Annotated in this window: 17 protein-coding genes; 7 read left to right on the top strand and 10 right to left on the bottom strand. The window is 65.0% G+C overall.

What is annotated here, in order from left to right; genetic code table 11:
- The first annotated feature begins 39 nt into the window (after nucleotides 1-39).
- Nucleotides 40-1,344: a citrate synthase gene (gene gltA, locus QP803_RS07525; RefSeq protein WP_284947166.1), complete on the top strand. Its 1,305-nt coding sequence runs from the start codon at nucleotides 40-42 to the stop codon at nucleotides 1,342-1,344.
- 11 nt (nucleotides 1,345-1,355) lie between these two features.
- Here the strand turns inward: gltA and QP803_RS07520 are convergent, their stop codons facing one another.
- Nucleotides 1,356-2,243, bottom strand: coding sequence for a glycerophosphodiester phosphodiesterase (locus QP803_RS07520; protein ID WP_284947165.1), 888 nt, complete (start codon nucleotides 2,241-2,243; stop codon nucleotides 1,356-1,358).
- An 18-nt stretch (nucleotides 2,244-2,261) separates the two neighbouring features.
- On the bottom strand, nucleotides 2,262-2,501 hold the full coding sequence (locus tag QP803_RS07515; protein WP_284947164.1) for a hypothetical protein: 240 nt from the start codon (nucleotides 2,499-2,501) through the stop codon (nucleotides 2,262-2,264).
- A gap of 191 nt (nucleotides 2,502-2,692) precedes the next feature.
- Here QP803_RS07515 and QP803_RS07510 point away from each other — a divergent pair, with 191 nt between their 5' ends.
- The 3 genes from QP803_RS07510 (at nucleotide 2,693) to QP803_RS07500 (ending at nucleotide 4,930) form a co-directional block, all read left to right on the top strand.
- Entirely contained in the window at nucleotides 2,693-3,421 is a 729-nt protein-coding gene (locus tag QP803_RS07510; RefSeq protein WP_284947163.1) for an orotate phosphoribosyltransferase, read from the top strand.
- 309 nt (nucleotides 3,422-3,730) lie between these two features.
- Complete coding sequence (gene rpsD, locus QP803_RS07505) at nucleotides 3,731-4,345, top strand: 30S ribosomal protein S4 (RefSeq protein WP_284947162.1); 615 nt, start codon at nucleotides 3,731-3,733, stop codon at nucleotides 4,343-4,345.
- A 69-nt stretch (nucleotides 4,346-4,414) separates the two neighbouring features.
- Complete coding sequence (locus QP803_RS07500; protein WP_284947161.1) at nucleotides 4,415-4,930, top strand: GNAT family N-acetyltransferase; 516 nt, start codon at nucleotides 4,415-4,417, stop codon at nucleotides 4,928-4,930.
- 58 nt (nucleotides 4,931-4,988) lie between these two features.
- Here QP803_RS07500 and QP803_RS07495 read toward each other — a convergent pair whose 3' ends face one another.
- The 4 genes from QP803_RS07495 to mutS all read right to left on the bottom strand — a co-directional run bounded on the left by QP803_RS07495 (nucleotide 4,989) and on the right by mutS (nucleotide 11,957).
- Complete coding sequence (locus QP803_RS07495; protein WP_284947160.1) at nucleotides 4,989-5,393, bottom strand: hypothetical protein; 405 nt, start codon at nucleotides 5,391-5,393, stop codon at nucleotides 4,989-4,991.
- Between the two features lie 153 nt (nucleotides 5,394-5,546).
- Nucleotides 5,547-6,422 (bottom strand): SMP-30/gluconolactonase/LRE family protein, encoded by an 876-nt coding sequence (locus QP803_RS07490; RefSeq protein ID WP_284947159.1) that lies wholly within the window; start codon nucleotides 6,420-6,422, stop codon nucleotides 5,547-5,549.
- Between the two features lie 40 nt (nucleotides 6,423-6,462).
- The gene (locus tag QP803_RS07485; RefSeq protein ID WP_284947158.1) at nucleotides 6,463-9,276 is read right to left on the bottom strand and encodes a [protein-PII] uridylyltransferase; all 2,814 of its coding nucleotides are present in this window, start codon (nucleotides 9,274-9,276) and stop codon (nucleotides 6,463-6,465) included.
- Nucleotides 9,277-9,278: 2 nt separating this feature from the next.
- Nucleotides 9,279-11,957 (bottom strand): DNA mismatch repair protein MutS, encoded by a 2,679-nt coding sequence (gene mutS / locus QP803_RS07480; RefSeq protein WP_284947157.1) that lies wholly within the window; start codon nucleotides 11,955-11,957, stop codon nucleotides 9,279-9,281.
- A gap of 407 nt (nucleotides 11,958-12,364) precedes the next feature.
- Here mutS and QP803_RS07475 point away from each other — a divergent pair, with 407 nt between their 5' ends.
- Genes QP803_RS07475 through QP803_RS07465 form a run of 3 tightly spaced genes read left to right on the top strand, consistent with a single transcriptional unit; the run spans nucleotide 12,365 to nucleotide 15,469 of the window.
- Entirely contained in the window at nucleotides 12,365-13,519 is a 1,155-nt protein-coding gene (locus QP803_RS07475) for a Hint domain-containing protein (RefSeq protein WP_284947156.1), read from the top strand.
- A 46-nt stretch (nucleotides 13,520-13,565) separates the two neighbouring features.
- Complete coding sequence (gene speB / locus QP803_RS07470) at nucleotides 13,566-14,468, top strand: agmatinase (RefSeq protein WP_284947155.1); 903 nt, start codon at nucleotides 13,566-13,568, stop codon at nucleotides 14,466-14,468.
- Nucleotides 14,468-15,469: a P1 family peptidase gene (locus QP803_RS07465; RefSeq protein ID WP_284947154.1), complete on the top strand. Its 1,002-nt coding sequence runs from the start codon at nucleotides 14,468-14,470 to the stop codon at nucleotides 15,467-15,469. Before speB ends, QP803_RS07465 begins: the two co-directional genes overlap by 1 nt.
- Here QP803_RS07465 and QP803_RS07460 read toward each other — a convergent pair.
- The 4 genes from QP803_RS07460 to QP803_RS07445 are packed head-to-tail and all read right to left on the bottom strand — an operon-like array spanning nucleotide 15,462 to nucleotide 20,203.
- Nucleotides 15,462-16,946 (bottom strand): amidase, encoded by a 1,485-nt coding sequence (locus tag QP803_RS07460; protein WP_284947153.1) that lies wholly within the window; start codon nucleotides 16,944-16,946, stop codon nucleotides 15,462-15,464. The genes QP803_RS07465 and QP803_RS07460 overlap by 8 nt on opposite strands.
- Nucleotides 16,946-17,758 carry an ABC transporter permease gene (locus QP803_RS07455; RefSeq protein ID WP_284947152.1) on the bottom strand — a complete coding sequence of 271 codons (813 nt, stop codon included), beginning with the start codon at nucleotides 17,756-17,758 and terminating at the stop codon, nucleotides 16,946-16,948. The genes QP803_RS07460 and QP803_RS07455 overlap by 1 nt, the downstream gene beginning before the upstream one ends.
- Nucleotides 17,755-18,702, bottom strand: coding sequence for an ABC transporter permease (locus tag QP803_RS07450; RefSeq protein WP_284947151.1), 948 nt, complete (start codon nucleotides 18,700-18,702; stop codon nucleotides 17,755-17,757). Before QP803_RS07450 ends, QP803_RS07455 begins: the two co-directional genes overlap by 4 nt.
- Before the next feature lie 16 nt (nucleotides 18,703-18,718).
- Nucleotides 18,719-20,203, bottom strand: coding sequence for an ABC transporter substrate-binding protein (locus QP803_RS07445; RefSeq protein WP_284947150.1), 1,485 nt, complete (start codon nucleotides 20,201-20,203; stop codon nucleotides 18,719-18,721).
- Nucleotides 20,204-20,278 lie beyond the last annotated feature (75 nt).

Raw genomic sequence — 20,278 nt, 5'->3', positions numbered from 1 at the left:
GTCTCATGCGGTTCACGCGATGAAACAAAGGGCGGCGGAATGAGCGACACGGCCAAGGACGCAGTAACTATTTCGTTGAGCGGCGCGGACAAGACTGCAAGCCTGCCGTTGTTGCACGGCACCATGGGGCCGCCGGTCGCCGATATCCGAAAACTCTATGCCGATCTGGGTATCTTCACCTTCGATCCGGGCTATGGCGGCACCGCCGCCTGCGACAGCAAGATCACCTATATCGACGGCGACGAAGGCATTCTGCTGCATCGCGGCTACCCGATCGACCAGCTCGCCGAGAATTCCAATTTCCTCGAAGTCGCCTATCTTCTGCTCAATGGCGAGCTTCCGAATGCCGTCGAAATGGAAGAGTTCCATATCGGCGTGACGCATCACACAATGGTGCATGAGCAGCTACGCAGCTTTTTCCAGGGCTTCCGCCGCGACGCCCATCCCATGGCCGTGCTCTGCGGCGTGGTCGGTGCGCTCTCCGCGTTTTACCATGACAGCCTCGACATCAATAACCCCGAGCACCGCCGCATCAGCGCCTTTCGCCTGATCGCCAAACTGCCGACGATCGCCGCCTGGGCGCATAAGTATTCGATCGGCCAGCCCTTCATGTATCCGCGCAACGACCTCGGATATGCGGCGAACTTTCTGTATATGATGAACGCGGTTCCCGCCGAGGATTACAAGGTCAACCCGATCCTCGCCCGCGCCATGGACCGCATCCTGATCCTGCATGCGGATCATGAGCAGAATGCCTCCACCAGCACGGTGCGCCTCGCGGGTTCGACCGGCGCCAATCCCTTCGCCTGTATCGCGGCCGGCATCGCCTCGCTGTGGGGTCCGGCGCATGGCGGCGCTAATGAGGCCGTGCTCAAGATGCTCGCCGAGATCGGCCACAAGGACAATATCCCGGACTTCATCGCCAAGGTGAAGGACAAGACCAGCCACATCCGCCTGATGGGCTTCGGCCACCGCGTTTATCGCAACTATGATCCGCGCGCGAAGATCATGGAGCGGACCTGTCACGAGGTCTTGGATGAGCTTGGCATCCGGGACGAGCCGCTGCTCGACCTCGCCCTGGAACTGGAGCGGATCGCGACCACCGATGCTTATTTCATCGAGCGGAAGCTGTACCCGAACGTCGATTTCTATTCGGGCATCATCCTCAAGGCGATGGGCATCCCGACGAGCATGTTCACCGTGCTCTTCGCCGTTGCGCGCACCGTGGGCTGGATCAGCCAGTGGAAAGAGATGGTTGAAGACCCGGCGAACCGCATCGGCCGACCGCGCCAGATCTACACCGGCGCCCCGACCCGCGATTACGTGCCGGTCGAGCAGCGTTAAAAGATCGTCCGTCAGTACAACATCGGCGGCAGCGGTAACCCCGCTGCCGCCATCACCGCACGGGCGCGGTCGGGATAATCGGTCGTCACGGCACCCACGCCCCAATCGATCAACCGCGCCATGTCGGCTGGGTCATTGACGGTCCAAGGATTTACCAAAATTCCAAGGCCCCGCGCCTCCTCCACCTCGGACCGCGTCAACGTGGTCGCGTCCGGCCCCCAGACGAGACCGCCCTCGGCGGCGACGGTGCGGGCGGTCGAGCCACCAAAATCGTCCGGTGACGGCCCGTCCCACCACAGCCGCGCCGCCGCACAGGTTTCACCGTCCGTCAGATAGCCCAGGCTGAGGCCGGGACGGACGCGGTGCAAATACCGCAGCCCGCGCCAGTCGAAGGAAATGATCCGCGCCTGCGCAGCGGCACCCGCTTGGTCGAGCACCGCCAGCACCGCATCGGCCATCGCCTCCGGCGACACGGTCCACTCCGGATGATCGGGGAAGGTCTTCAACTCGATCGATAGACGAGCGCCCTCGGCAATCGCCAATACGTCCAGGAGCCGAGGCAGCCCGACGCCGTCCATGCCCTGCTGATGCGGAAACAGGGTCGCCTGCGCCGCGCCAGGCTTGATCCTTCCAACATCGAAGCGCGCGGCCTCGGCATAGGTCAGGTCGCGCAGCAGCGCGCCCGGCGGATCGATCCAGTCACCCTCCGGCCCACGGGTGAGAATGGGATCGAGGATCGGATCATGGCTGAGCAGGACGACGCCATCCGACGTCAGCGCGACATCCATCTCGATAGCGGTCACGCCCATCGTGATGGCGTGGGCAAATGCAGGGAGGGTGTTTTCAGGCCATAACCCGCGGGCACCGCGATGGCCGTGAAGCTCGAAAGGCCGGCTCATGCCGGCAAATCGGCAGGATCAGTCGCAGTCGCAACCCGGTGTCGGGCCATCCTCGGCGCGCACGACATGATGGTCGATCCATTCGGCGACGAGCCTGCGGGCTTCATCGATCGAAGCTTCGGGGTGATGAATGCGATACAGAGTCGTGCAGGCGCGAAAGGACTCGAAGTCGCCATTGCCATGCGTCAATAGCTCGCGATAGGCCGTCACGACGGCACGCTCACAACGACGAGCGATGTTGCTGAAGTCACGCCCCATTCCGCAACTGCTCCTGAAATCCGCCCGAATTGCGAAACATTCGCAATCACTTCGCGCGGATAGTGATGAGGTTGTCTAGCCCGCCGGGCCGCATGATTCAAGGCGCGCCTGGGTTACCAACGCGTAGGTCCTTGCGAGCCGTGACCAATACACTAGAACCGGCCGGATCGGACGACGCATTGGAGCGAATGATGACGGCCTTATCCCGCAAGATCGCCGGGCATGCGAGTGACTGGGACCGTGACGCGGCCATGACCACCGCCCGCATCCTGCTCGAAATCAAAGCGATCAACTTCCGCCCGGAGGAGCCCTATACGCTCACCTCCGGCTGGAAATCGCCCGTCTATATCGATTGCCGCCGCATCATCTACTTCCCGCAGGCACGCACAAAGATCTGCGAACTCGCGGTCGAGAAGATCCAGCGCCATATCGGCTACGAGTCGATCGAAGCCGTCGCGGGCGGAGAGACGGCGGGGATTCCCTATGCCGCCTGGATCGCCGACCGCATGGGCAGCCCCATGGCCTATGTGCGCAAGAAGCCGAAGGGCTTCGGCCGCAATGCCTTGATTGAGGGCGATGTGCCCGAAGGCAAGCGCACCCTGCTGGTCGAAGATCTGACCACAGACGGCCAGTCGAAGATCAAGTTCGCCCAGTCGCTGCGTGATGCCGGCGCCTTCTGCAACCACGCCTTCGTGGTGTTCTTCTATGGCGTCTTCGCCGGCAGCCTGGAGACTTTGGCCGAGAACGACATCGCCCTGCTCTATCTCGCGACCTGGTGGGATGTGCTGGAAGCCTGCCGGGAGCGGCCTTATTTTCCCGCCGCTGCCATGGCCGAGGTGCACCGCTTCCTCGAAGCCCCGGCCGAGTGGTCCGCCGCCCGTGGCGGTGCCACATCCAACAAGCGCCCACCCGAGGAGTAAGGGTGAGGGTGGATGACGCTGCGCTCATCCACCCTACGGACCTTTGTAGGGTGGAAAAGCGAAGCGTATTCCACCGAGCCTAGGGAGGCCGCATAGCTGCCGAGGTTTGACAGCGCCCCGGTCGGCCCCTAGAGACCCCTCCATTGCCGGGAATATGGACGAACTGCGGCCTTCCGCGGATCGCGCCTGCCACCCAAGGCGTATCGGGCGGATGCCTACCCCTCACGGGGCTGGGCCACCGCCCTTTCGCTGTCCTCCTCAGACGAGGGCCGGGATGGACTACTGGCGCAACATGAGAAGGAGCCGCGCATGACCAAGCGCCTCGAGAGTAAGTACAAGATTAACCGCCGCCTCGGCGTGAACCTTTGGGGTCGCGCCAAGTCCCCGATCGGCAAGCGCGACTACGGCCCCGGCCAGCATGGCCAGCGCCGCAAGAAGCCGAGCGACTATGGCGTTCAGCTGATGGCGAAGCAGAAGCTCAAGGGCTACTACGGCAATATCTCCGAGAAGGTATTCCGCAAGTATTATGAGGAAGCCGTGCGCCGTAAGGGCGACACCAGCGAAAACCTCATCGAGCTGCTGGAGCGCCGCCTGGACACGGTCGTCTATCGCCTCAAGCTCGCCGTGACCCCCTTCGCCGCCCGCCAGTTCGTGTCCCACGGGCACCTACTCGTGAACGGCAAGCGCGTGAACATCGCCTCCTATCTCGTCGCCAATGACGACGTGATCGAAGTGCGCGAGAAGTCCAAGCAGCTCGCCGTTGTGCTCGACGCCACGCAGAGCGCCGAACGCGACATTCCCGAATATCTGGAAGTCGATCACCGCGCGATGAAGGGCCGTTACCTGCGCGCCCCGAAGCTCGCCGATGTCCCCTACCCCGTGCAGATGGAGCCGAACCTGGTCGTCGAGTTCTACTCGCGCTGATCACGGCTCTTGGCTGGATGTGCAAAAGGGCGCCCTCGTGGGCGCCCTTTTCGTATGTGGAGGCTGTGAATGAACGATGCTCAGCTCATCACCGCACGCCTCGTGCTGCGTCGGATGACGATCGCGGACGCGCCGGCCTTGCACGCGGCCTTCAGCGACCCTGAGGCGATGCGGTATTGGTCCACGGGGCCGCACACGACGATGAGCGAGACCGTGGCCTGGATCGAGGCGACAGTCGCGGCGGTGGAAGACGGCTCGTCCGATGATTTCGCGGTCACGCGGGACGGTGCGGTGATCGGCAAGGCGGGTCTATGGAAGGGAAATGAGGTCGGGGTGATCTTCGCACGCAGCGCCTGGGGCCAGGGCTATGCGCAGGAAGCCATGGCCGCCGTAATCGCGCGGGGCTTCGCAAGCCATGTCGAGGCGATCGTCGCCGATGTTGACCCCCGCAACGCCGCATCACTGCGTCTGCTGGAGCGGTTAGGCTTCCAGCAGACCGGAGACGCGAGCGCGACGTTTGAGATCGACGGCGTGTGGGTCGATAGCGTGTATCTGACGCTCACGCGTTCGCGGAGTGGTGGATAACGCGTCGCTCATCCACCCTACGTATGTGGATAAGCGCAGCGTCATCCGCCCTACGTGATCAATAGCCCGGCTGATAGTAAGGCTGCGGCGCCGAGTAATAGACGGGCGGCGGAGCCGGCGCATAGTAAACAGGCGGCGGCGGCGGGGCGTAATAGACAGGCGGCGGCGCATAATAGACCGGCGGCGCCAGCGACCCGATGATCGCCGCACCCGCGGCAGCGCCTAACAGGCCACCGATGATTGCGGGACCGGGTCCGCCCCAGCCGCCGCCGTGCCAGCCGCCGCCACCACCGTGCCAGCCACCACCGCCACCGCGCCAATCACCACCACCGCGGCCGTAGCCGCCGTGGTTCCAGTTCTGGGCCTGTGCCGCGGGGCTCGCGACAATGGCCGTGCCGAAGCCAACCACCAAAGCGGCAGCGGCAATCGTGCGCGACAAGCGAAAACGCGAAAGACTTGTCATTGCTCTACTCCTTCAACCCGATGATAGCCGCCAATCGTAACAGGATGGTGTCCGTCGCTGCGGCCTTCAGGCTCAGTGTGAGAGATAGGCAGGCATTGGGGTCGTTATAGGGCGCCCTTTTCACAAAGGCGCCGTAATGGCCTCGACTTCGCCCTAATCGGCATCCGCGAAGCGCGCCACGGGCACGCCTTGCAACGACGTCGCCATGGCGAACAGCCCGCCGGCATTGGGGAATTCCCGGCGCATGTCCTCATCTTTTGGCAGGCCGGAGGTGATGAAAACCCGACCATCCGCGAAACAGGGCATGGTCGGGTTGGGAACGGACGTCGCAATTGCCTCGATCAACTTTCCGTCGGTTCCGAAGCGATTGATGACGCCCCTGCCCGACCCGGCGGACCAATAGCTGCCATCCATGGCCAGCGCCGCGCCGTCGGGGCGGCCTTCCGCGTCACTGACATCGGCGAAACGGCGACGGTTACTAATGTTCCCGCTCGCGGTGTCGAAATCCCAGCAGTCGATCCATGGCCCGCGCGTGTCTGAATGGTACATCGTCCGGCCATCGGCGGACCAGGCCAGGCCGTTGGAGTTCTTCAAACCCTCGATCTTCGTCTCAACCCGGCCATCTGGCGTCACGCGATAGAGGTGGCCGCTGGCGAGCCCATCCGACCCTTCGTTGATGGTGCCGACCCAGAAGCAACCGTCTGGGCCGACCTTGCCATCATTGAGGCGATTGGTGTCCGGCTCGTCGATCGAAGCGAGCGGCACCAATGCCTCCGTCTCTGTATCGAAGGTCATGATCTTCTGCTTCTGGCAGACCAGAATCAGGCCCGACTGGCATAGCCCCAGGCTGCCCAAGACCTCCGGCAATTGCCAGGTGCGGCTCTTGTCCGGAGTCGTCGGGTCGAAGCGATGCAGGCGCCCCGCCGGGATGTCGCAGAAGTAGAGAACCTTAGCGCGCTCATCCCAGACCGGGCTTTCGCCGGTGCCACAATGGATGTCCCAAACCAGGGAAGGCGATGCGTCGGCCATGGTCATCTCTCCGGGTCAGGCCGACTACATGGTGCGAAGGCTAGGCCGCGTCTACCTTGGGGCGACCCCGGCCCGCTGCCTCACTGTCCGGCTCCGGCATCGTGGCGTCGCCTGAGGTCAGCGCCGCCAAAATCGCCTGACGTAGCCCTTCCAGCTTGCGCTCATTCTGGATCTTCAGACCGAAAACGTCCTTCACATAAAAGACGTCGATCGCCCGCACGCCATAGGTGCTGACATGGGCAGAGGCGATCTGCATACCCTGATCCGTGATTGCCGCCGTCACGTCATGCAGCAGACCCGGACGGTCGCGGCCATTCACCTCGATGACCGTGTGGGTATTGGAAGCGTGATTGTCGATGACGACGCGCGGCGGCACATGGATCGCCCGCATGCGCTGGCCCAGCAGCGCATCCGACAGGCCGCTGATTTCACTGGCTAGTCGCAGGCGACCCGACAAGGCCTGTTCGATCAGCACCGAGAGCCGCGCGAGGCGCTGCGGGGCTGCGAAGATGCCGCCGGCCGCATCCTGAATCCAGAAGGTGTCCAGCGCCATGCCATTGGTCAGGGTGTGAATACGCGCATCCACGATCGAAGCGCCGGCAATGGCCAGCGCCCCCGCGATCCGGCTGAACAGCCCGGCATGGTCGGCGGCATAGACCGTCACTTCCGTCACAGCGCGGCTATGCAAGACTTCCGTCTGCACGCTCAAAGGGGCGTGGCTGTGCCGCGCCTCCCTGATCATCCGCCCATGGCGCTCATGCGTGGAGGGGTCGAAGCTCAGCCAATAGGCGGGATAGCCAAGGTCGAGGAAGGCATCGATATCCTCGGCCGTCCAATCATGCAGCCGCTCGGCCGCCGCTTCCTTGGCGCGCGCGACGCGCACATCGCGCTCCGTCGTGGCCAGGCCGCCGGCGAGCACTTCGGCCACGCGCGTATACAGCTCGCGCAGCAGCGTTGCCTTCCAGCCGTTCCAGACCTTGGGGGAGACCGCGCGCATATCCGCGACCGTCAGCACCAGCAGAAGCTTCAACCGCTCGGGCGACTGGATGGTATCGACCAGGTCGAGAATGGTCTTGGGGTCGTCGATATCGCGCTTGAAGGCCGTCTGGCTGAGCAGCAGGTGATGCAGGACCAGCCAGGAGACCATTTCGGTCTCTTCACCGGACAGGCCGAGGCCCGGACCCACCGCGAGGGCGATTTCGGCGCCGAGCACCGAATGATCCCCGCCGCGTCCCTTGGCAATGTCATGCAGCATGACGGCGGTATAGAGGGCGCGCCGCGATTGCAGGTGATCGACGATGCTGGAGGCGATGGGCGCGGCTTCGGACAGGTCGCCCCGTTCCAGCGCCGCGACGACGCGCAGCGCCTCGATCGTATGCTCGTCCACCGTGAAGACATGATAGGTGTCGAACTGCATCTGCCCCACGATGCGCGCCCAGTCCGGCACCAAGCGGCTGAGAATGCCGGTCTCGTTCATCAGCGTCATCCAGCGCGCGCCGTCGGAGCGCTCGGTTTCGCCATCCTTGCCGCAGAGCAGATCCATGAAGATCTTCATGGCCTCGGGGTCGCGGCGCAGGCTGATCGTGACGCGCTCGTTACGGATCATGGCCCGCAGCGCCAGGGGGTGGATGCGCAAATGGCGATCCCGTGCGCATTGCATCAGGCGCAGCATGAGGATCGGGTGTTGTGCCACGCCATCCCCGTCCGCGAACAGAAGCTGGCCGTCGGCGAGCACGAAGCCCGCCTGCACAAGCGCTTCATCCGTGCTCGGGGCGATCGCCGGCGAACCCTGCGCTACGCGCACAAGTTCCGGTTCCAAAACGTGTGAAAGACGCGCGACATCGCGCGCGGTGAGGAAGTAGTGGCGCATAAAGCGCTCGACGCCATCCTGCACGCCGTGGCGCGTATAGCCCATGCGGGCGCCGACGATGGGTTGCAGATCGAAGGTCAGCCGCTCTTCCGGGCGCCCCGCGACATAATGAAGATGGAATCGCACGGTCCAGAGGAAATCTGCCGCGCGGTTGTAGTGCCGCGCTTCCCGCAGCGTCAGCATCGGCCCAAACGGACCATCCTTGGTCAGCAGATCCTGCACGTCATCGATGTCGAAGATGTAGTTCGCGACCCAATGGAGAAAATGCAGGTCACGGAGAGCGCCGCGCCCTTCCTTGACGTTCGGCTCGACGAGGAAAGGGCTATCCCCGTAACGGCGATGGCGGGCGAGCCGCTCGGCCTGTTTGACGCGAATGAATTCGGCGGCGCTGGAGGCCGCGCATTGTTGTCGGAATTCCCGCCGAAAATCGGTGAACAGCGCCTGCTCACCCACCAGACATCGCGAGTCGAGCAGCGCCGTGCGGATGGTGGCGTCCGCCTGCGCCTCGGTCAGGCATTCCGCAACCGAACGCGTCGCATGCCCCACCTTCAGACCGAGATCCCACAGGAAATACAGCATGAACTCCACCGCGCTCAGCGTGCGGTCGGAGGGGGCAGCCTCAGTCAGGAACAGCAGGTCGATATCGCTGAACGGGGCAAGGTAGCCGCGTCCATAGCCGCCGGTCGCGACGACGGCGATGCGGTCGGGCGCGTCCGGCACGGCGTCGGTCGTGGCATACAGCATGAGCGCGGTGATGACGCCGTCCATATGGCCGGCCAGGGCCTCGGCGGCCGCAAGGCCCGATAGCTCGTCACGCTCGAAGGCGTTCTGCAACTGATGCTGCATGCGGGCGAGATGGCGGCGGAACACCGCCAAAGCGGCGTCACGCGCAACACCGCCCTCCTCGGCCGCCAACTCGGCAAGAGCGTCGGTCAGCGACGTGGCCTGAGCCTTGGATAGAGACAAAGCGGCGGGATTCGACATCGTCACGATGCTAGCGTTTCCTCAGGCAAAGGGCCAGAAACCATGTCCTTTAAACGGTATAAGCTTTCCAGCGCCTGACGCGGGGTCATCTGTTCGGGATCCATAGCGCGGAGCGCTTCGACTAAAGGATCAGGCACAGGGTCGGGCGTGACATCGGTCTGGATATCGCTGCCCTCCAGATGAAGCGCCTGCGCGGCGGCGAACAAGGGCAGCTCCGCCGATGCCGTCAGCGGGCCGGCCTTCTCCAAGGTGGCGAGTAAGGCAGCGGCACGCTTGACCACCGGCGCCGGCACACCGGCGAGTGACGCGACATGCACGCCCCAGCTTCGCCCTGCGGCCCCCTTGGTGATTTCATGCAGAAAGATCACGCTGCCCTTCCAATCCTTGATGCGCATTGTTGTTGGCTGAAGCTGCGGCATTATGGGGGATAATCGGGCTAATTCATGGAAATGCGTGGCGAAGATCGCACGGCAGCGTATCGTGTTGTGCAAGGCCTCCAGCACCGCCCAGGCGATGGCGAGACCGTCGAGCGTCGCGGTTCCGCGGCCGATCTCATCAACCACCACCAGACTGCGCGGCCCGCCTTGGTGCAGGATCGCCGCCGTCTCGGTCATTTCCACCATGAAGGTGCTCCGCCCGCGCGCGAGGTCATCGGCCGCGCCGACGCGTGAGAACAGGCGATCGACGATGCCGAGCCGCGCGGTCGTGGCGGGCACGGGCAGGCCTGCCTGCGCCATGACGACGATCAGCGCATTCTGCCGCAGGAAGGTGGATTTGCCAGCCATATTGGGGCCGGTGAGCAGCATCAGCCGCTGGCCCGGCGACAAGTCACAGTCATTGGGCACGAAACTCGCCTGGCCGGACAGCGCCGCCTCCACCACCGGATGGCGACCCCCGACAATCGTGAAAGCCTCGTCCTCGGTCATGGTTGGGCGGCACCAGCCGGCGCCCTCCGCTAGCCGCGCGCAGGCCTGCAGAACGTCGATCTGGGCAAGCGCCGTCGCGCAGGCCGAGATGGCGGCGCGATCCGCGAGGGCGGTGTCGGTCAGATGGGCGAAGACCACGCGCTCGCGCACCGCCGCGCGGTCCGCCGCTGCCGCGATCCGGCGGTCCAATTCACTGAGTTCGGTGCTCGTCAGCCGCGCGACATTGGCGAGCCCTTGGCGATAGACGAGTTCCGGCCGGTCCCGCAGCCGTTCGGCGGCGGCGGCGGGCACTTCGATCACATAGCCAAGCTGGGCGTGATGGCGAATCTTGAGGCTCGCGACACCGTAGCGCTCGGCATAGTCGAGCTGAACCTTCGCCAGGATTTGCCTCTGCTCGTCCCGCAGGCTGCGCTCCGCGTCCAGTTCGGGATCGAATCCGGGTGCGATGGCACGGCCATCATCCAGCCGGGCGGGTACCGGTTCGGCCAGCGCCAGGCCCAGAAACTCGGCGAGATCCGGCAAGGCCGCGAGGGCGGCGCGCATCTCCGCCAGGATCGGCGGCAAATCCGGCGGCAAGTCGTCGGCGATCGTAAGCGCCACCCGCACACCGTCCCTCACCCCTGCAAGGTCGCGAGGGCCGCCCTGCCCCAAGGCCAGGCGCGCCAGGGCGCGGGCGAGGTCCGGCGCAGCACGTAGACTGAGGCGCAGCCGGTCGGTCAGCGCGTTGTGGGACAGCAGGAAGTCCCAGCCGTCCTGGCGGGCGAGGATCGCCGGCTGGTCCGCGAGCGGCGCATGCAGCCAGGCCGCGAGCAGCCGGGCGCCCCCCGGCGTCACCGTGCGACGGATGGCCGCGAGCAGCGTATGCCGGCTCGGGCCACCGCTGCGGGTTTCGCTGATTTCGAGGCTGATCCGGGTCGCGGCATCCATGGCCAGCGTGCCGCGCAGGCCCTGCGGCTGCGGATGGGACAGATGCGGCTGACGGCCGGCCTGGGTACGACGCACATAGTCGATGGCGATGGCAGCCGCGACCGCCTCGACATCCTCGAACTGGCCGAAGGCATCCAGGCTCGCGACCTCGAAGGCCTGGGCCAGACGTCGCCTTGCGTCATCGGGTCGGGGCGCGGCGGGCGCGGTTTCGGCACCCCGCCGCTCGGACCAAGCGCCGAGGGCCAGCGCATCGGTGGCGATGATTTCAGCGGGGTCCAAGCGGCCGAGCAAAGCGGGCAGATCGGTCGCGGGAAGGCAGGCGGTTTCAAACTGGCCCGTCGAAATATCGAGCCAGGCCGCGCCGATGAGTGCGGGCACAACGGCTTTGCCGCGCGTCGCTGGTGTCTCGCCCTCTGCCAAGGCGAGCAGCAGGTTCGGCTGCGCCGCTTCGAGCAGGGAATCCTCGGTCAGCGTACCGGGGGTGATGATCCGCACCACTTCGCGCCGCAGGGGTGCCTTGCCGGTGCGGCGCTTGGGGTCCTCCATCTGCTCGGCGAGGGCGACGCGAAACCCGCGGCGGATGAGGCGGGCGAGATAGGCATCCCGCGCATGAACGGGAACACCGCACATGGGAATTGGCGCGCCGGCATGTTCGCCGCGTGCCGTCAGCGCGATATCAAGCGCCGCCGACGCTGCCTGCGCATCCGCGAAGAAAAGCTCATAGAAATCGCCCATCCGAAAGAACAGCAGCGCATGCGGGTTCTCCGCCTTCATGGCGAACCACTGCGCCATCGATGGCGACGCTCCTTCGGCACTGAGATTCTGCATGTCTCACATTAACCGGCAAGACAGGTCCGCACCATGGGATCGCGCCGGTCATCGCGCGTGCCGGGTGACAATGGTCGGCCCAAAAGACAAATACTGATAAAAAAAGGCTGCGGGTGACTCATTTAAACGGCGAGGACTTGGAGATATCGCCTCGCGTGAAGACGATGGTGCCTCATCCTGGCACTATGACTAATCATAACGATTGCGTAAATTTTTTCTGAAGATTAAAGAAGTAACCATAGTCTTTCCGCTGCTCTGCATTTTTGCTTGGCTGGGACTTTAAACTGATGTCCGCAATAAATTTTTAACCTCCGCGCTGTCATAACGGGATCGTCAGGCATCATCTGAAGACGTCCGGTCAGTTTGCCTTCGACGCGAGGTTTGGTCACACCTGAGGGCAAGTCACGATGGGCGCGAGTTTCTGTTCCGGTACGAAAATTCTTTCCACACGCGGTCGCGTGCGAATCGAGAACCTGCGCGTGGGCGACGAGGTCATCACCGTTTCCGGCAACACCATGCCGATCCGTTGGATCGGTGAGCGCACCTATCGCCGCCATTTCGCGCGCCTCAACCCAGGCAGCGTTCCGATTCTCATCAAGGCCGGCGCGTTGGATGACGGTGTGCCATCGCGGGACGTCTATATCGCGCCCGGCCATCGCATTTATCTCGATGGCGTTCTCGTGGCCGCGAGCGACTTGGTGAACCACGCCTCGATCCTCGGCTGCCCGGACATGGACCCCATTTCCTATTTTCATCTTGAGCTATCCGCCCATGCGATCCTCCTGGCGGAGGATATGCCGGCCGAAAGCTATGTGGAGCGGGGCGATCGCGCCATGTTCCTCAGGGCGTCCTCCGCTATTCCCTATGACCCCACCATCGGGACGCCGGCCTGGACCTCCTGCGCGCCGCTGGTGCAACGTGGCGTGATGCTCGATCGTATTCGGGACCGCCTGGCCTTGCGTGCCGGGATCATCCCGCCGGACATCATGGAGAAGCCGCAGGGCGGACCCTTGATCGGGCAACTGGAATGGGCAGACCACAGCACGCTGTCTGGCTGGGCCTGGCTGCCCGACCATCCTGTGGTGCCGGTTGTGTTGGAAATTCTCGACCACGGCGAAATCATCGCCGTCACCATCGCCAACCATTACCGGGATGATCTGGAGCGCGCCGGCATCGGCGACGGCTTCGGCGGATTTCACGTCGATCTGTCCCGCCCGCTTGACCCATCCCGTGCCCATAGCATCACGGTACGGCGCGCCGCCGATTCCCAATCGGTCCCGGGCTCCCCGGTCGCGCTCCCCGCAAGCGCGCCCCTGCATGCCCTGGAAGGCCTCGACCTCACCGCATTGGCCGCCCAGGGTGGTCCGACCGAAATCGCCTTGCTCCTGGCTTGGCTGGAGCAGCAGGCCGCCAAGCTGCAAAACATGCTGGAACGCGACCCGCTTGTGCCGCCTTGGGCCTCGGTCATCGACGCCGCGTCCACCTCGGTCAATCGTCGGGCGCGGCGACCGCGCATCGGCAAGCCGAGTGGTTTGGACCACGAGGTGTCTGTCGGAAACTGACCGACCACGGTAGAGGAGCACGCATCAACCGGATGATGGGTGTCTCATGGCGGGCGTACCGACCTTCGCGACGGCGCCGGGCTTCCTCGGGCGCCCGTTTTCAGACAGCGGCTCGACCTACACGGTCGCCGGCATCCCTCTCGACATCGGCGTCACCAACCGCGCCGGCGCCCGCGCCGGGCCTGGCGCCATCCGTGTCGCCAGCCGGATGTTGGTGGATGGCGAGCATCCCCATTTCTGGACCGATGTCGCGGCCATGCCGATTGCCGATATCGGGGAGTTCGAAATCGCCCTGGGCGATCTGCCCCGCAGCCTCGCGCTGATCGAGGAACAGGCCGCACCGCTCGCGCATCTCATTGCCCTGGGCGGCGAACACGGCATCACCCTGCCCCTGCTTCGCGCCCTGCGCAGCCGGCTCGGGCAGCCTGTCGCCCTCATTCACTTCGACGCCCATGTCGATACCTGGGACGATAATTTCGGCCAGGTCTATGGCCATGGATCGGTCTTTTACCACGCCATCAACGAGGGCCTGGTCGATCCCCGCAAGATGATCCAGATCGGCATCCGCTCCCCGGTGCAACGCGAGATCTGGGACTGGACGATCGGCCAGGGTGTGACGATCTTGAGCGCCCAGGATGTTCATGACATGGGCGTGGCCGCTGTCGTGGCGCGCATCCATGAGGTGGTCGGGACGGCGACGCCGACCTATCTCACCTATGACGTCGATTGCCTGGACCCCGCCTTTGCGCCCGGCACCGGCACGCCCGAAGTGGGCGGCCTCGCCAGTTGGCAGACCCAGGCCATTCTACGCCGCCTCGGCGGCATTCCCTTCGTCGGCATGGATGTGGTGGAGGTTCTGCCCGCCCATGACGTGAGCGAGATCACCGCCCTCGCGGCGGCGACCGTGGTTTGGGACTATCTGGCGCTGCTCGGCCGCGCGGGCGCGTGATGCGCAACCTGCTGACCGACATCGCCGGCGTCTCCGTCGGCCATGTCACCGACCTCGCCTTGGGCTCCGGCGTCACGGCCGTGCTGTTCGACCGGCCCGCCATCGCCTCCGCCAGCGTCTTGGGGGGCGCACCCGGCGGACGGGACACGACGTTGATGGAACCGGAAATGACGGTCGAGCGTGTCGATGGCATCGCCTTGTCCGGCGGCTCGGCCTTCGGGTTGGACGCGGCGGGCGGCCTGCAAGCCTGGTTCCGTGACATCGGACGCGGCACGCTCATCGGTACGGCGCTGATCCCGATCGTGCCGCAGGCGATCATTTTCGACCTGCTGAATGGCGGCAATAAGGAGTGGGGGCGGTTTTCGCCCTACCGCGAGATGGGTTGGGCGGCCGCCGAAGCGGCCTCCTCGGGAGACTTCGCCCTCGGCACCGTCGGCGCCGGAACCGGCGCCACCACGGCCACCGTCAAAGGCGGCCTCGGCTCGGCGAGCATGGTGACGCCTGAAGGATATCGTGTCGCCGCCCTCGTCGTGGTTAACGCGGTTGGCAATCCCTTGATTGGCGATGGACCGCATTTCTGGTCAGCGCCGTTCGAGCTGAACGGCGAATTCGGCGATCGAGGCTATCCGCCCTTCCCGCTATCGCCGGACGCTTACGCGCCGCGCCTCAAAGGCCAGCGCAGCGCGACGCCCGAGACCGGCACCACCATCGGCGTGGTCGTGACGGATGCGCCACTGACGAAACCTCAGGCCAAACGCTTGGCGATCGCGGCGCAAGACGGGCTCGCCCGCGCCGTGCTGGCGGTGCATTTGCCCTTCGACGGGGACACGATGTTCGCCGCCAGCACCGGCGAAGGGCCGGCTGTGGGCGCCGATATCCTGTCGCAGCTGTGCCATGAGGCCACCATCGTCACGGCGCGCGCCATTGCGCGCGGCGTCTATGAAGCGGCGGCCCTGCCCTATCCCGACGCGCAGGCAGATTGGAAGGCGCGATTCACCTAGCCGCCTCGTAATCGGCCGCGAAGGCCAGCAAGCTGCCCTCGCTCCACATGCGGCCGACGAAGAGCAAACCAAAGGCCGAACCCGACGGATAGGCCCCGGCCGGCACCGTGACGCCCGGCAGGCCCGCGATGTTGATCTCCGACACCGCCGTCTCCCGGATCGGGACCGTGGAGAAGAGCGGTGGCGTTTCCTCCTGCGCCTGCGGCATCACCATCGCATCGAGGTCGGCCGCCTCCATCACGCCGTTGAAGAGGTGCAAATACGCCTCCCGCAGCGCCATGAAGGCTGAGAGATCGGGGGGCTCGGCGCAATGCGCGACGAGATGTGCGAATTCCGGCAAATCCCACATGAAGCCGAGCACGCCCGCGCGGTCGAAGGGATCAGCCCCCGTGACGCGCTTGAGGCTGTCGATCGAGCGGATGGCGCTGCCCGGTCCGAAGGCCGTGAGATAGCGTTCCAGGTCATAGACGACGCTTTCGCAGCCGCGCTCGTCAAAGCCCGTCGGACCGATCAGCGCCAGATCGGCAAAACCCGATCCCGCAAAGGGATCGGCCACCAACTCGGCGCCGAGGCTTCGCAGCGTTTCCATCGACTCCGAATACAGCGCCTCAGCACCGGCCGAAAGCGGCGCATCGCGCCGCCATCCTGGGCCATACAGACCCAGTCGCTTGCCGCGCAACGCGCCCGGCATGAGGCTGCCCGCATAGCCCGTGAGCGGTCGGCGCCCGACGCCTGCAATCGTCTTTGGGTCCGCCGAGGTATAGCCCGCGAGCACATCGAGCGCGATCGCGGCGTCCCTGACCGTGCGCGCGACAGGCCCCACGACATCACGCGTGCTGACCGCCAAGGGAATGACGCCGCTATTGGGGACAAGCCCGAAGGTCGGTTTGATGCCGACGAGATTCTGGGCGGCGGCCGGGTTCTGGATTGAACCGCCGGTTTCTTCCGCCAGGCCGATGACGGCATAGTCCGCCGCGACACCGGTGGCACTGCCGGCGCTGCTGCCGCCCGGCGCCAGATCGGGCGCGAAGGCGTTCAGCGTGGGTCCGGCCCAACTATTGTTCGCATTGGTGCCGCTGGCGCTCATGATGGGCACATTGGTCTTGCCGATCAGTAAGGCGCCGGCTGCGCGCATCCGCGCCACCACAGCCGAATCGCGCGTCGGGATCAGATCCGTGCCGCCGGCCTTGGCACTCAGCGGCGCCCAGCCGCCGGTGCTCGGCAGACCCGCCATATCCATCGTGTCCTTGACCAGAACGGGCACGCCGGCGAGCGGCCCGACCGCCTCCCCTGACGCACGCCGGCGATCGATGGCGCGCGCATCCTCCATCAGATCCGGATTGAGATAGAGCATGGCGTTGAAGCGCCCGTCCTGCGCCGCGATCGCCGCCAGGGATTGCTCGGCCAGGGCCACGGCCGTGGTGTCACCGCGTGCCAAGGCGGCCTGAATGGCGCCGACCGTCCAGATCTTGGTCATTACAGGCGTCTCCGTCGTTGATGGTCCAAAAGGTCACGCAGCCCGTCCCCCAGCATATTCAGGCCAAGCACCGCAAAGGCGATGGCGAAACCGGGGAAGACCGTCAGCAGGGGCGCGGAGTAGATGTAGGTCTGCGCATCGTTCAGCATGCGGCCCCAGCTCGGGGCGGGCGGCTGCGCGCCCAGCCCGACAAAGGACAAAGCAGCCTCGGCCAGAACCGCGAGCGAGAGCTGGATGGTGATCTGCACGATCAGCACGCCGGTGATATTGGGCAGGATATGCGCGCGGGTGACGGCGAGTTTGCCGCGACCCAGCGCCCGGCTGGCACGCGCATAATCCTGCGCCCAGATCACCGACGCCGAGGCGCGCGTCACCCGCGCCAAGACGGGTGCGGTGAAGACGCCGATAGCGACCATCGCCGTGGACGCACCCGGCCCGCGCAGCGCGGTCAACATCACCGCCGTCAGCAGCGCGGGAAAGGCGAAGGCGAGGTCGGCGCCGCGCATGATCACCTCCTCCGTCCAGCCGCCGCGCGCCGCCGCGATCAACCCGGCGGGCACGCCGATGAGGGCACCGAGCGCCACGGCGACCATCGCCACAGCCACCGAATTTTGAGCCCCCACCATGATCATGGAAAAGACGTCCCGACCGAACGGATCGGTGCCAAACAGATGCGCAGGCGAAGGCACGGCCAGACGATGAATGACGTCGATGCCGGTCGGCGCATAGGGCGTCCAGACTAACGACACCACGGCGAGCAGCAGCACCAGCAGAGTCAACCCGCCACCAAGGACGACGCGAAACAGGCTCACCCTTCACCTCGCGCGCGGCGGGGGTCGATCGTCGCGGTGACGATATCGACGAGGACGTTGATGACGATCACCACAGCCGCGAACAGCAGAATAAGGTCCTGCACCACGACGAGATCACGCTGGCCGATTGCCTGGAATAGCAGTGAGCCGAGACCCGGTAGGGCGAAGACATATTCAATGATGATGGTGCCAGCGAGCAGAAACGAAAACTGCAAGCCCATGAGCGTGACCACGGGCACCATGGCGTTCGGCACCGCATGCAGCCACAGCACGCGGCTCGGGCGCATGCCCTTGGCGCGCGCGGTGCGCAGAAAATCCCGCTCACCGACATCGCGCATCGCACCGCGCGTGACACGCGCAAGGATGGCCGCTTGCGGCAAGGCGAGTGCGAGCGTCGGCAGAATGAGCGCCCGGAAAGACGCGCCGGCGCCATGCCACCAGCCCGGAAAGCCGCCCGCCGGAAACCAGGCGAGATGCACGGCAAACAACAGGATCAGCAGCAGTGCCAACCAGAAATCCGGCACCGCGACACCGATCTGCGTGACGCTCATGATGCCGCCATCGACCACGCCGCGCCGCGACGCCGCCCAGACACCCAAAGGCACGGCGAGGACGGACGCAAGTATCATCGCCATCACCGCCAAGGGCAAAGTCACAGCCATACGCTGCAAGATCAGTGAGGATACGGACGTGCCATAGGCAGTGCTGCGGCCGAAGTCACCGGTCAGCAAGTGGCCACCCCAGCGCAAATAGCGCAGCCAGACCGGCAGATCGAGGCCGAGTTGATGGCGCAACGCCGCCAGCGTATCCGGCTGCGCATCCGGCCCCAGAATGACCAAAGCCGGATCGCCAGGCAGGATCTGGAGCACGATGAAGACGACGATGGAGGCGACGATGAGCGCCACCACCAAGGCCATCAGGCGACCGAGCAGAAACCCTGTCAAGACAGGCGCAATCGGCTCACGGGGCCCAGGACACGCCGGTCACGTCATTCATCGGCATTGGAGCATTGGACCAAAGGCCGCGCAGATGCGCATTCCAGATGCCGATCTTGGGAAACGCGAACAGGAACACGTTCGGCTCATCCGTCGCAAGCTGGCGCTGCATCTTCTGCAAAAGATCGGCCTGCGTCGCGGCATCGGTCGCGGCGATATATTGCGCGTAGAACGCTTTATAGGCGGGGCTGTCATAGTTGAAATAGTATTTCGGCCGCGCATAGATATCGAGGTCATGCGCCTCGTCATGCTCGATCACCGTCGCGTCGAAGGCGGATTGCGTGAAGACCTGGCTCAGCCATTTCGGCCATTCCACCGATTCCAACTTGGCATTGATACCGACCTGCTGGAGGTAGGCGGCGATCAGCTCCCCGCCGCGCTGGGCGTAGCTCGGCGGCGGCAGGATGATCGTCATCGTCAGGCCAGGGCCGACGCCGGCCTCGCTCAGCAATTGCTTCGCCTTGGCGGGATCATAGGGATAGGTCTTGGAGAGATCGATATAGCTCGGGTCCTGCGGCGTGTAATGCGAGCCGATCGGCGTGCCGAGGCCGGAATAAGTCGCATCGATCAGGGCCTTGCGGTCGATGGCATAGGCCAGCGCCCGGCGGACGCGCACATCGTTGAAGGGTTTGCGCGCGTTGTTGAGGGCGAGGATCACCTTGCCCTCCGTCGTGCCGATATCAACGGTGAAGCGGGAATCGTGGCGGAACTTGTCCACCGTCTCGGGGGCCGGGAAATCCGGATAGGCATCGAGCGCGCCGGACAGCAAAGCCGCCGTCGCGGCGGCGGGATCGGCGATGACCCGGAAGGTCACGCCAGAGAGTTTCGGCGCCGGTCCCCAATAATGCGGATTGCGCACCAGCTCGATCCGGTCACCCGGCACCCAACGGCTAAAGGTGAAAGGCCCGGTGCCAATGGGATGTGCCTTGTTGCCGCCGGCACTGTTCGGCGCGACCATCACCGCGTCGCCCCAGGCCATGCCATAGAGGAAGGTCGAGGTGGGGCGCTTGAGGGTGATGACGGCGGCGAGCGGCGACGGGCAATCGACCTTGGCGATCGGCTCGAAGAGTTCCTTCTGGGCATTGATGCTATCGGGCGCGGCCGCGCGGCCATAGCTGAACTTGACGATGGAACAGTCGAAGACGGTGCCGTCGTGGAAGGTCACTCCGGACTGGAGGGCGAAGTTATAGGTCAGCCCATCCGGTGAGACGGTCCAGGACTTGGCGAGGTCAGGGATGACCGTGCCGGCGGCATCGATACGCGTCAGACCCTGGTAGATATTGGCGAGCGTGACTTCGCGAATGGCCGAAGCCGCACCCGCCGTGGGATCGAGGCCGGGCGGCTCCAGCGGAATGCCGACGCTCAGCGTATCCGGCGCGCCGGCCTGGGCGGAGAGGATCGGCAAGGCCGCGAGAAACGTCGCGGCCAGCAGGGTCGATGATCGGGTCATGCCATTCCTCTTTGCGCGCTCATGTCCCGCTACAAGACCACTGTCGCGCCCGAATGCCAATCGGGTACGAGTGAC

This window comes from Acidisoma sp. PAMC 29798 (genome assembly GCF_030252425.1).
GTDB lineage: Bacteria > Pseudomonadota > Alphaproteobacteria > Acetobacterales > Acetobacteraceae > Acidisoma > Acidisoma cladoniae.
This window is presented reverse-complemented; position numbering and strand designations above follow the sequence as displayed.